This is a genomic window from Streptomyces sp. NPDC046335 (assembly GCF_055587985.1).
The window spans coordinates 853,328-865,744 of sequence record NZ_JBVJFF010000001.1 but is presented as its reverse complement, the minus strand read 5'-3'; the positions used below and the strand labels follow the sequence as shown (position 1 = coordinate 865,744).

Here is a 12,417-nt window from a genome sequence, read left to right as displayed (position 1 = left end):
GCCAACGAGGTACGCGACATCATCCGCCTCGTACGCACCACGCTGGAAAAGAACGACGGCACCGCACAGACCACACTCGCCAAGGCCAGAGCCGCGGTCGACAACATCGGCTGACCGTCGAGAGCACGGACAGCAGAGCACATTACGGGGACTGACAGGGGGATTTCGGCATGCCCGCGTGGGACATCTCGCCGTCCGGGGTGGACTCGGTGACGTCGCTGGTGAGGCTGGCGATGGACGACGTGGCCAAGGACGTCAAGGCGTACGGGGAGCACATCGAGAGCGCGGCAGGGGCGGCCGGGACGATCGGCCCACCGCAGTGCGGGGCCGCGCCCATCGGTCCGGTCGGCGCGGCACTGCGCCTCTTCGTGGCGGAGACCGCCCGCGATGTGGGTTTCCTCAGGAAGCGCTCCGTCAAGTCGGTGAACGGCGCGATCGAGGCGACCAACCACTACGTGGCCGGCGATCTGGAGCAGGCTGCGAACGCCCAGCAACAGGCCGCCCAGGCGGCTGAAGTGACGGTATTTCTGCCGACGGCCCGCCGGGACGGCGGTTTCCAGTGACAGACATGATCGATTCGAGGGGAATACCGCAGTTCTCCGGCAACTGGGAAGAGTTGGCAAAGGACGCCTCCTCGCTGCGCAGTGACGCGACAGGCATCCGCAACGGTGGGGCCGACATTCACTCCCGCTTCCAGATGCTCGCCGCGTACTACGTGGCGCCGGAGGCAGAGGATCTGTTCTCCACCACCGAACCGGTGATGGACGGGGCCGACACCTTCGCCGCGCATCTGGAGACAGTCGCGGACGCGCTGGACACGTACGTCGCCGAAGCGCGTCCGCTGGCGAAGAAGCTGGAGTCGCTACGAGGCGACGCCGAAAAGTTCGCCGCCGGCGTCGAAGACGATGACGACTGGACGGACGACGAAGACAAGGTCGCCCGCAACAACCAGTTGTGGGCGGACGTCAACGCGACCAGCAGCGCCTTCGAAGCCGCCGAGCGCCGCGCGGCCACCAAGATCTCGGCGATCGTGGGCGGCCCGAAGTACATCGAGGACGACGGCAGCCACAAGGCGACCGAGCAAACGGTGATGTACGGCTACGACGCCGACCTGCTCAACCAGGCGAAGGAACTGCCGTGGGGCAGCCCGGTGAGCGACACCTCCACGTCCGCGGTCGTCCTCGGCCACCTGAAGCACTTCGCGATCGACGGCTTCGTCATCAACGGCGCGGGGGCCAGCCTCAAGGGGCTGGGAACTCTGGTGGGCATCGGTGGCTCGGCGAAGGAAGCCTGGAGCAATCTCGGGGATACCGCCGCGGGCGCCGGTCGGTACATCGTGACTCCACTGGACTGGGTCATGGATCAGACCATGTTCGCGGACAAGGACAGCGAAACCGGCACGCGTCAGAAGGCCGCCTTCCGCGAGTTCGGCAAAGCCATGGTGGCCTGGGACCAGTGGGAGGAGCACCCGGTCCAGGCCGCTGGAACGGTCACTTTCAACGTCCTGACGCTCGCCGCCGGACCGCTGGGCGCAGTCGCCAAGGGCGGCGCCGTTGCCGGCAAGGTCGGCCTGGGGACCAAGGCCGCCGGGATCGGCGCGAAGATCGGCACATATGCGGACCCGCTCTCAGCGGGGCTCGCCGTGGGCGGCAAGGCGGTCAGCAAAGTGCCGACGATCTCCGAACTCGCAACCCGCTACAGCACCAAGGTCGAAGCCACGCCGGAGATCCAGCGCGTACACAGCGTCCTTGAGATCGGCGGCCACAGGGTCATCGTCGTGGACGGCAAATTCATCCGGGTGGACGCCGAGGGCAGGCCGATCAGGGACACGGCGTCGAGCGAAACGACGATTGCCCGGGGAGAGGCGCCCGAGAGCCCTGTGCTTGTCGGCGCCGGGTCCCGTGTGCCTGCGGCTGCCGCGCATGCACACGGAAACATACCCTCGCAGGTCGGCCACGAGCCACCGACCGGGAGAGCTCAGGCAGGAACCGCAGATGACGGTGGCCGCTCCGGAGGTGGTGGGTCAGCAGGCTCGCGGAACAGCGACGCGTCAGCCACGGGCGGCGCAACTGGGCACGCAGCAACCGGTGACACCGAGCGTGGTGGCGCCACGGGTCGCGGGGTGACGGCCGACGACGACCTGTCGGGTTCAGGCCGAGGAGGCGCTGCCGATACAGCCCAGCGTGGCGGAGATGCGCCGCGGCAGGCCGAGCGTCCGGCCTTTATGCGCGGGAGCAGCAATCCATACGGGCCTCGCGGTTCACTCACCCTGGAACAGATCGAAGACATCCAGGTCTATCGGGCCAATCACGAACCTGGCTACCACGAGTTCTATTACCGTAAAGACGGAACCCGCAGGCTGTTGGAACGCTACGACGAGAGCGGGTACACACCGCCTCAGCTCACTCGATTTACCGAGGACGGGCCGTGGGTTCGCGCCAAAGACGTACCAGCACCTCCCAAACCTCGCTTTCTCGATAATGGGTACATTTCCGTAAACGAGGGCACCGTAAAGAAGTCGACTCGTCTTCGAATACTCGAGGAAGCGGCACTCAAACGCCATCTTGCAATCAAGTGGGACAACCTGGTCGCCGGCCTGAAGGCGGAAACCGGAACAGCCCATAAGGCCCATGGAACCGTCGAAACGGCCGCACAGTGGGGTGAGGCTCGCGGTTTGTACAAGGAATCACATACGCGAATGGGCGGCGAAGCTGAGGCGTTCGGCGAGGCGGCGGCCAGACATCATTACATCGCCGATAGGTACGGCGATTTCATGGAAGAGCGCCTCCTCGGCCCGAAGAGCGGAAACGACCAGTTCGATCAGGTGTGGACACACTCTGATGGCCGAGTAGTCGTTGTCGAAGCTAAAAGTAGTCCAACCACAGAACTAGGCAGGCGCACGCTGCCGAACGGTCGACAAGTGTCTCAAGGGAGCAGGGAGTACTTCCTCGATATCCTGGCGGCCATGGAGAGACGTGGAGAGTACAAGGTGGCGGGAAAGATAAGGACGGCGCTGAAACACTTCGACCAGGGGAAGCTACAGTATGTAGTCGTCAAGGGCGAGAAGAACGCAGGAACGTACACTGGGTACAGGTATCGCCGGTTCGACATCAGCAAGGGAACCCTTCCATGACCGTGCCAGTCGAGCGTCACGAGCTGCCGTCAGGGCCTGAAGCCGACCAGTTCGCAGAACAACTTCAGGAGTACTTCTTCGGAGGAGTCGACGAGCTTGAGGGGTCCGCCTCCACCATCGACGCGGTCTTCAACACATCGGTCTTGAACCTGCGAGCCCGGTGTGTCGTCGACCCAAGGGCCGCAGCGGTGGAGACATGGGAGGCCGCAGTAACGGCGATGCAACTCGGCTCGGCGCTCTTCACCGTGACGGGCCAGGGCGAGGGCACTGTCGAATGCCGTATCAACCGCAAGGTACGCAGCTTGCCGTTCATCGGCCCCCTCTCCACAGCTGACGCGGGTACGTGGCTCCAGGCCTTCTGGCTGGCCGTCATCTGCCGCGAGCAAGAGCGGATGACGCAGCTGTGCGAAATCCCGCTGGACCGCTTGCGCGCCCCCGATGGGCAGTACGACGAGTACATCTACCATTGGGTCGACACCCTGCAGACCTACTGGCTGCGCCGTCCTGGCTTGGTGGAGAAACTGACGGACACCTTCCACGCTTCTGATCCATCGGTGGCACGGACCGCCCCACGCGATCTGCTGGACGGCATCCTTTATCCGCCCATCAATCTTTTCTACCGCTTCGTGACCAAGGACGAAGAGGGGTTCGGTGCAACTCTTGTCGAGGCGTTGCAGCTACACAAGGCCTACTGGACCCTGACCGAAGAGCGAAAGAATAACATCGACGGCGCCATCGCCCTCGGCCCATTGGCCATCGCGTGTCTGGCGTACGACGGAGAACTCCCCATCGGAGTCGAGTCGGATTACCTGCCCAAGCACCTCCTGCAGCACAGTTGGCTCGGCGAGTTCCCCACCTGAGGGCGAGCTCTGACGGAACGAGGAATCGGAACGGACACCCATGACAGCCCAGGACTACGACAGTCAGCTACTGGAGTCCGTTTCCGTTCGGCGGCGGCGGCTCCGCGATGCGTTGCTCTTCGGGGCGCAGCGGCAGCGGCGGAGTGTGGATGAGCGGCTCGGGAAAGTGTTTGCCGGGGTCGTGATCGCGGCCGTGTTGTGTGCCGGGTGCGTGGGGTGGTCGTTCATCTCGCATCGGCTCATCGGGAAGGGGCCCTATAGCTCCTCCGTACCGTCCAGTCCGGCGTCCACGTCTACTCCGGCCTCCTCGCCCTCTATGACCCCTTCCTCTCGATGATAGGTTCGAACGCGTGATATCTGCGGGGCCGCTGAGCCGCACGGGCGGTACGGGTAGTACGGGCGGTACGAGTCGTATGGTCCTGAGCCGCGTCACCCTGGTCGGCGAGCGGCGGCGCGTGGATCTCGTTCTTCCCTCCCAGGAGCCGATCGGGCTGCTGCTCCCCGAAGTGCTGCGGCTCCTTGGTGACCAGGCCGCCGAACGGCCCATGCTGCGGCACCTCGTGACCGCCGACGGTTCCGCGCTCGCGCACGACAGCACCCTGGAGTCCGCCGGCGTACCGGACGGTGCCGTGCTACGGCTGGTACGGGCCGAGGACGCGCCCTCCGCCCCCGTCGTCCACGACGTCACCGATGAAGCCGCCGACGATCTCGACGTACGGGCCTGGCGGTGGCGCCCCGCCGCACGGCGTGTGGTCGCCGGGCTGACCACCGTCATCTGGGCCGTGGTCGGTGGGGTGTTGGCACGGCGGGACGTCGAGCCCGCTGCCGTCGGTAACGCGCTGCTCGGTGCCGCCGGCGTGGCGGCTCTCGCCGGAGCTCTGCTCGGGTGGCTGCGGCGGGCTGGTCTTGCCGCCACCCTCATCGTGACGGCCGGCGCCCTGGGCGTCCTCGGCACATGGACCCTCGGCGACGCCCACTCCTGGTCGGGGGCCATGCTCCTGGCAGGGATCGCCATCAGCCTGGCCTGTGCGCTGCTGCTCCTCGGCTGGTTCTCCCCGCTGGGGCGCGGCGCGTTGATCGGCGCCGGAGCCCTCTTGGGGTGTCTTGTCGCCTGGGAAGCGGCCGTCGCTCTCCAGGGCGGTGCCGGAACCGAGACCGAGCAGGCCCGTGCGGGCGCGCTCCTCGCCGTCGTGTCCGTGGTCGTCCTCGGAGTGCTGCCTCGGCTCGCCCTGATGGCCTCGGGGCTCTCCGGTCTCGACGACCGGCGGTCGGGTGGCACCTCCGTGAGCCGGTACCGCGTCGGCACCGCCCTCACCGCCACCCACCGGGGGCTCGCCCTCGCCACCGTCGTGCTGTCCACCTCCGCCGCTGCCGCCGGGGTGATGGTGCTGCGCGCGCCCACCGTGTGGACCGTGCTCCTCGCGGTCGTCACCGCCGTCGTCCTCGCCCTGCGGGCGCGTGCCTTTCCGCTGGTCGCCGAAGTGGTCGGGCTGCTGGTCGCCGCCGCCGTGATCGTCGTCGCGCTGATGGTGGTGTGGCTCGCGCGGGCCGCTGCCGTGGGGCCGCTCGCCGTGCTGGTCGCCCTGGCACTCGTACCGCTGGTGGTGCTGGCAGTGGAGCCCGCCGAGCACGTGCGGGTGCGGCTTCGTCGTATGGGTGACGTGGTCGAGTCGGTGGGTGTGATCGCGATGCTGCCGCTGGTCATCGGGGCCTTCGGTGTGTACGGGCGACTGCTCGACACGTTCGCGTAGGGGTGAGCGGCAGCATGGCTCAGGGACGCGACTGGCAGCGGGATCTCCTGCGCGAGTTGGAGGCGAGCGGCACCTCGGCGGGCGGCACCCCCGCCGGCAGCACCCCCACGCGCAGCACCCCCACGGGCGGCACCACCCCGAGCAACACCACCCCAGGCACCACCTCGCCCAGCAACACCCCCGTAAGCCACATCACCCCGAGCCACACCACCCCAAGCAACACCTCGCCCACCAACACCCCCACAAGCCGCGTCCCCCCGAGCAACGCCCCCACGAGCACCGCTCCCGCAAGCGGCACCCCCACACGCACCACCCCCGAATCCGCCCCCACCATCGACCCCCGCCTCGCCATCGCCCTCGGACGCCCCCAGCACGGCGACTCCGCGGTCCGCCGTACCGGGCGCTCGATCCGGAAGCTCGCCGCGTCCGCTGGGCGGGAGACCTCCGAGCAGACGCGGCTCGCCCGCGAGGTCCAGCGGCCCGTTACCACCGGGCGCGTCATCGCGGTGACAAGCATCCGCGGCGGCGTCGGCAAGTCCACCGTCTCCGCGCTGCTCGCCCGTACGTTCAACCACTACCGGCACGACCCGGTCCTCGCCCTGGAGGCCGACGCCGCGCTCGGCACGCTGCCCGTGCGGCTGGGGGCCGAGTCCGTGCGCTGGGCGGCCGCCGACCTCGCCGGCATCCTCAGCCCGGCCATGCAGCTCACCGACGTCACCGGCTACCTGGTGCCCGTCGCCGACGGCGGATGGCTGCTGCCCGCCGGGCAGGGCCGGGTCGGCGCCCCGCTCGACGTACCCACCTACCGCACCGTCACCCTCGCCCTGCGTCGCTACTTCGCCGTGACCGTGGTGGACTGCGAGTCGCTGCCCGGCGAGGTGGCCCGTACCGCGATGGACACCGCCCACGCGCGCGTGGTGGTCGCCCCGATGACCGCCGAGGGCGTCAACGGCACCCGCGTCGTCCTCGACTGGCTGGCCCGGCTGCCGCACTCGGCACTGGCCACCACGGTCGTCGCACTCAGCGCCAACTCCCCTGACACCACGCTCGATCTGAAGACGGCCGCCGCGCACCTGCGGGAGACCGGGGTGACCGTCGTCCCGCTCCCCTACGACCGGCATCTGGCCCAAGGAGGCCCCATCCACACCCGCATGCTCGGCCGGAGCACCCGAGACGCCGCCGTCCACCTGGCAGCCGAGGCGATGCAGAGGGCGGTGCGGGTGCGATGACCCGGCGTCTCGTCCACCGCCCGGCCCGCAGCACCCAGCCCCTCGCCGCCGCCCCCGAGCGCACCATCGAACCGCCGCCCAACCTGCCCGAGGGCAAGATGGGCAACGCGGCGACCGCGCTGCTTCCGATGGCCGGTGTCATGGGCTCGGTCGTGATGATGACGGTCATCCGCAACAGCCAGTTCGCCGCGGTCGGCGCGATCGTGCTCGTCTTCGCGCTGCTCGGCGCGGTCGCGCTGTTCCTGTCCCAGCGCGGCAAGGCCCAGCGAACCCGGCGCGTCCAGCGCGAACGCTATCTGGAGTACGTGGAGGAGCAGCGCGACGAACTGGGGCAGGCAGAAAGGGAGTTGAGGCGGCAGGCGCGCGTACTCAATCCGCCCCCCGCCGCCCTGTACGACCTGGCGCGCGACCCCGCAAGGCTCTGGGAGCGGCGCCGTCTGGACGCGGATTTCCTGCGGGTGCGGCTCGGCACCGGTGACGTGCCCGTGCAGGGCATCGCCATCGGGCAGAGTTCGGGCAGCGGCGTGCTGACCCCGCCCGACCCGTTCATGCTGAATGAGGCTCGTGCGCTACAGCACCGCTTCACCACCGCCACCGACTTCCCGCTGACCGCCCCGCTGGACCGCGCGGGCAACGTCAGCATCATCGGTGACCGGGACGGCGTCCTGCGCGTGGCCCGCGCCCTGCTGGTCCAGGCCTCCGTGACGCACGCGCCGGACGACGTGGCCATCGCCCTGGGTGTGCCCGAGGACCGGCTCCCCGAGTGGGAGTGGGCGAAATGGCTGCCCCACGTCCTCGACACGCGACAGGACGACGGTCCGGTCGCCGCGCGGCGGATCGCCCCCAGCCTCGGTCAGCTCGCCCGGCAGTGCGCCCCTGACCTGCGGCGCCGCGCCTCGTACGCGGCAGAGGTACGCCGTGGTCTCTCCGACCGGCACGCGCTGCGGATGTCCGACCGTCTCGTGGTCGTCAGTGACTGCCACGGCAGCACGGCCGGCGAACTTGAACGCCCCGACTCGGCCGTCGACCTCACGGCCATGGGCGTGACCGTGCTGCATCTCCTTGAGCAGCAGGTGCACGAGCCGGACCAGGTGAGTATCCGCATCACCGTCGACGGCGACCAGGTGAGCGTCGAGGATCTACGCGTCCCCGAGGCCCCGCCGAGCCGTGGCACCGCGGACGAGATGAGCGTCGCGGGCGCCGAGGGTCTCGCGCGCATGCTCGCCCCGCTCCGGCTTTCCGCCGAGTCCGCCGCCGACGGCACCCCGATCTCCGGCCCCGTGGACTTCCCCACTCTCCTCGGCATCGAGGACCCGGCCGCCCTCGATCTCGACAGGCTGTGGGCGCCGCGCGGCGAACGGGACTTCCTGCGCGTACCCATCGGCCTCGACGACCGGCACCAGCCGGTGCTCCTGGACCTGAAGGAGTCCTCCGAACTCGGCATGGGCCCGCACGGGTTGTGCGTGGGCGCCACCGGCTCCGGCAAGAGCGAGCTGCTGCGCACCCTGGTCCTTGCCCTGGTCGCCACCCACTCCCCCGAAGACCTGGCGCTGGTCCTGGTCGACTACAAGGGCGGCGCCACCTTCGCGCCGTTCACCGCGCTCCCGCACGTCGCCGGGGTCATCACCAACCTGGAGAACCAGGCCGGTCTCGTCGAGCGCGTCCACACCAGCCTCGCCGGTGAGGTCAAGCGCCGCCAGCAGGTGCTGAAGGACGCGGGGAACGTCGCCGACATCGGCCACTACACCACCCTGCGCGAGAAGCGGCCGGACCTTGAACCGCTGCCTCACCTGTTCGTCGTCATCGACGAGTTCGGTGAACTCCTCACCGCCAAGCCGGACTTCATTGACCTGTTCCTGTCCATCGGCCGCATCGGCCGCTCCATCGGCGTGCATCTGCTGCTCTCCAGCCAGCGCATCGAGTCCGGCAAGCTCAAGGGCCTGGAGACCTACCTCTCCTACCGGCTCGGCCTGCGCACCTTCTCCGCCGACGAGTCCCGCACTGTCCTGGACACCGTCGACGCCTTCCAGCTCCCACCGCTGCCGGGCTTCGGCTATCTCAAGGTGGACACCTCCACGTACGAACGCTTCAAGGCGGGATACGTCTCCGGCGCCCACCGCGGCCCCGCCCCGCGCGAACAGGCCGACTCCGAGCCCCTCGCCTGGCCCTACCCCACCTTCAACACCGGCCACGACCCGGCGACCGGCGTACCGGAGGAACCCGCGATGCGGGAGCGGGAGACCGGCCCGACCGTCCTGACGGCCATGGTCGACCAACTGTGCACCGCCGCGCCGCCGGTTCGCCGCATCTGGCTGCCGCCGTTGCCCGACGCGATCACCCTCGACGCCGCCGCCGGACCCCTGCGGGCCTCGGAGCGGGGCCTGCACCTCACCCTTGAGCCGGGCCCCATGCGGATACCGCTGGGCGTCCTTGACGACCCCGCCAAGCAGCACCAGGAACCCTGGATCCTCGATCTGACCGTCGCCGGCGGGCACACCGCCGTCATCGGCGGCCCGCAGTCCGGCAAGACCACCCTGCTGCGCACCCTCGCGCTCTCCGCCGCCCTGACCCACACGCCGGATCAGGTCGCCGTGTACGGACTCGACCTCGTCGGCGGGGGCCTGTCCGCGCTGTCCGGGCTGCCGCATGTGGGCGGCATCGCGGGCCGCGCCGACCACGAGCGCGCCGCCCGCACCGTCGCCGAGGTCCGCGCCCAGCTCGCCGTACGCGAGGAGCTGTTCCGCGAGCACGGCATCGACTCAGTCGGCCAACTGCGGCGCCTGCGCGCCCAGGGCAAGCTGGCCGGACTCGGCTCCACCGACATCGTGCTGCTCATCGACGGTTTCGGCGCGCTGCGCGACGAGTTCGCCGAACTGGACGACACCGTCGCCGACCTCCTCAAGCGCGGCAGCGGTTACGGCATCCACATCGTCGCCGGGATGCTGCGCTGGAACGACGTGCGCATCGCCACCCAGTCGATGTTCGGCAGCCGCGTCGAACTGCGCCTGAACGACCCCTCCGACTCCAGCGTCGACCGCAAACTGTCCGAGACGCTGACGGCGGACACCCCGGGCCGGGTACTGACCGACGCCAAACTCTTCGCCCACACCGCCCTGCCCCGCATCGACGGCCGCCCCTCCACCGGCGACCTCGCCCCCGCCCTGGAGAGCGCCGGGCGCACGCTGCGAGCCGGCTGGCACGGCGAACTCGCCGCGCCCGTACGGGTCCTGCCCACGGCCCTGCCCGCCGCCAAGCTGCCCTCCCCCGCCGCCGAGCCGTCGCGCGTCCCGCTCGGCGTCGAGCAGGACACCCTCGCCCCGACCTTCCTGGACCTGGCCGGTCAGGACCAGCACCTGCTGATCCTGGGCGACAACGAGTGCGGCAAGACCAACCTGCTCAAGCTCATCACCCGGCAGCTCATCGACCGCCACAGCGACGAGGAACTGGTCTTCGGCGTCTTCGACCCCCGCCGCGGCCTGCGCGGCGTGGTCCCGGAGCCCTACCGCGGCGGCTACGCCCACAACACCAAACTCGCCAACGCCCTGGCCACCGGCATCGCGGGCGAACTGGACAAGCGCCTGCCGGAGACCACAGACCCGGACGCGATCACCGAAGGGCCGGCCTTCACCGGCCCCCGCATCGTCATCCTCGTCGACGACTACGACATCCTCACCACCGCCGGACAGCAACCCCTGGCGCCCTTCCTGCCCTACATCTCCTCCGCCCAGGACATCGGCCTGCACTTCGTCGTCGCCCGCCGCGTCGCCGGATCGTCCCGCGCCCTGTACGAACCCTTCCTCACCACTCTGCGCGAAACCGGCACCACCGCCCTGCTCATGACCGGCGACCGCACCGAGGGCCAGCTCTTCCCCGGCCTCTACGCGTCCGCTCAACCCCCGGGACGCGGCACCCTGGTCCGCCGGGGCCGCCGCCACCAGCTCATCCAGACCGCCCTCGCCGAACCGCGTGAGGCCGACGACACCGCGGAGAACCAGCGCCCGTGACCAAGGACGTCATCGCCCTCACCCCCACGATGCCCGACATCAAGACCCTGCTCGCCGGCCTCTTCGCCGGCGGCCCCGACCTGGGCGTGCAGTCGGTGGCCGAGGGGGCGGTCGTCCAGCTCTGCGCCCCGAACGGCCGCCCTCTGGTCTCCGTCGAAGCACCGTTGCTGGTGCAGGTCCCCGGCGAGGCGCGGCGCCTGCTCGGCGCCGACGTCTCTCCGCCCGAAGGGCCTTACTGGTGGACCGAGGCCCGCGCCACGACCGCGGTCGAGGAGGGCGAACGGCTGGCCGGTTCGTTCGCCGGGCGCGTCGCCACCGTGCTCGGCGGCACGGTCTGGCCACCGGAGGCGGCCCACACGGAGGTCGTCCCGCTGACCTCGGAGGCGGCCACCGCCGCACCGGCATCCGAGGTGACACCACCGGCGGTCGACGTCCTCACGGACAAGGCGGCGGTCGTCATCCAGGACCGCCCGGTCATCGCGATGACGAGCTGGCTGGCCGACGCCCTGCGAACCGCCGCCGCGAGCGACCGCGCCCTGCAGATCGTCACCCCACCCGGCACGAATCTGACGCTCCCGACCCGCAACGCACTCCATGGCCACCCCAACCGCTGGGTCGTGCAGGACCCGGACTGCGGCTACTACGACGGCCTGTCCGGAGCCCAACTCCGCTGGGAGGAAGGGAAGTTCACCCCGACAAAGTCCGCGGAGGGGAACACTCTGATCGCGGAGGCCTTCAAGCCCGACCCCGACCCCGCCTCCGCCACTACGGGCGAACGCCAACTGATGCTCTCCCTCCACACCGCGCACCCCGCCGACGAGAACCTCCTGCTCGGCGGCGCACTGGAAGCAGCGTGGCGGGCCCTGACCGGCACCGCACCGGCCGGATGGTCCACGGCCGAGCCCATCGCCCTGCCCTGGTCCCGCCGCCAACTGACCGAGCTGGCCCGCACCCGCGCCCAGCGGTCCGCCCCCACGTGGCTGACCGCCGTCGGCTCCCCCGACCGCCCGGCGATCGCGACCACGCACATCACGCACACTTCGGCAGGCATCGAGGAACACACGACGCTCACCCTCGGCTACGCCACCGACGAGGCCCCGCCCCTGGACGCCATCGCCCCGCTGGCCGAGACCCTGGCCACCGAGCACGCCCTGACCTCCATGCTCACCACACTCCGCCCAGCACGCGGGGACCTCACCGTCCCGCCCAGGCTGGAGGCCCCGCCCCTCCCCCTCTCCTTCACCCTGGGCACGGAGGCAGTGCGCGGCATCGGCCTGGCGCACGCCGAACAGCCACAGGAGGGCGTCCACCCGGTCCGGCTCGGCCCGCCGACTCGGCCCGCACTCCACTACGTACTGGGCGACGGCAGCGACCCGCAGGCATGGGCGAGGTTCGAACGGCTCCGCGCACATCTCGCGACGGCCCGGGCGGGGAGATGAG

The 12,417-nt window shown here is 69.9% G+C and carries 8 protein-coding genes; all 8 read left to right on the top strand.

The annotated features are described in order from the left end of the window. The first annotated feature begins 170 nt into the window (after positions 1–170). The 8 genes from ACZ6JY_RS03780 (at position 171) to ACZ6JY_RS03745 (ending at position 12,416) form a co-directional block, all read left to right on the top strand. Positions 171–563, top strand: a complete 393-nt coding sequence (locus ACZ6JY_RS03780; RefSeq protein WP_469191849.1) for a DUF6507 family protein — start codon at positions 171–173, stop codon at positions 561–563. A gap of 5 nt (positions 564–568) precedes the next feature. Further along, a complete protein-coding gene (locus ACZ6JY_RS03775) occupies positions 569–3,133 on the top strand; it encodes a hypothetical protein (RefSeq protein WP_469191847.1) in 2,565 nt (854 codons plus the stop codon). Further along, positions 3,130–3,993 carry an immunity 49 family protein gene (locus tag ACZ6JY_RS03770; RefSeq protein WP_469191845.1) on the top strand — a complete coding sequence of 288 codons (864 nt, stop codon included), beginning with the start codon at positions 3,130–3,132 and terminating at the stop codon, positions 3,991–3,993. The genes ACZ6JY_RS03775 and ACZ6JY_RS03770 overlap by 4 nt, the downstream gene beginning before the upstream one ends. A gap of 40 nt (positions 3,994–4,033) precedes the next feature. Then, a complete protein-coding gene (locus ACZ6JY_RS03765) occupies positions 4,034–4,330 on the top strand; it encodes a hypothetical protein (protein WP_469191843.1) in 297 nt (98 codons plus the stop codon). A 76-nt stretch (positions 4,331–4,406) separates the two neighbouring features. Further along, on the top strand, positions 4,407–5,744 hold the full coding sequence (gene eccD / locus ACZ6JY_RS03760; protein WP_469191941.1) for a type VII secretion integral membrane protein EccD: 1,338 nt from the start codon (positions 4,407–4,409) through the stop codon (positions 5,742–5,744). Between the two features lie 14 nt (positions 5,745–5,758). After that, entirely contained in the window at positions 5,759–6,973 is a 1,215-nt protein-coding gene (locus tag ACZ6JY_RS03755) for a hypothetical protein (protein WP_469191841.1), read from the top strand. Further along, a complete protein-coding gene (gene eccCa / locus ACZ6JY_RS03750; RefSeq protein WP_469191840.1) occupies positions 6,970–10,977 on the top strand; it encodes a type VII secretion protein EccCa in 4,008 nt (1,335 codons plus the stop codon). The genes ACZ6JY_RS03755 and eccCa overlap by 4 nt, the downstream gene beginning before the upstream one ends. Then, complete coding sequence (locus tag ACZ6JY_RS03745; protein WP_469191838.1) at positions 10,974–12,416, top strand: DUF6177 family protein; 1,443 nt, start codon at positions 10,974–10,976, stop codon at positions 12,414–12,416. Before eccCa ends, ACZ6JY_RS03745 begins: the two co-directional genes overlap by 4 nt. Position 12,417 lies beyond the last annotated feature (1 nt).

Bases quoted from the DNA above. Each gene is read 5' to 3' on its own strand.
- ACZ6JY_RS03780 (WP_469191849.1), top strand. From the start codon at position 171: ATGCCCGCGTGGGACATCTCGCCGTCCGGGGTGGACTCGGTGACGTCG.
- ACZ6JY_RS03775 (WP_469191847.1), top strand. From the start codon at position 569: ATGATCGATTCGAGGGGAATACCGCAGTTCTCCGGCAACTGGGAAGAG.
- ACZ6JY_RS03770 (WP_469191845.1), top strand. From the start codon at position 3,130: ATGACCGTGCCAGTCGAGCGTCACGAGCTGCCGTCAGGGCCTGAAGCC.
- ACZ6JY_RS03765 (WP_469191843.1), top strand. From the start codon at position 4,034: ATGACAGCCCAGGACTACGACAGTCAGCTACTGGAGTCCGTTTCCGTT.
- eccD (WP_469191941.1), top strand. From the start codon at position 4,407: ATGGTCCTGAGCCGCGTCACCCTGGTCGGCGAGCGGCGGCGCGTGGAT.
- ACZ6JY_RS03755 (WP_469191841.1), top strand. From the start codon at position 5,759: ATGGCTCAGGGACGCGACTGGCAGCGGGATCTCCTGCGCGAGTTGGAG.
- eccCa (WP_469191840.1), top strand. From the start codon at position 6,970: ATGACCCGGCGTCTCGTCCACCGCCCGGCCCGCAGCACCCAGCCCCTC.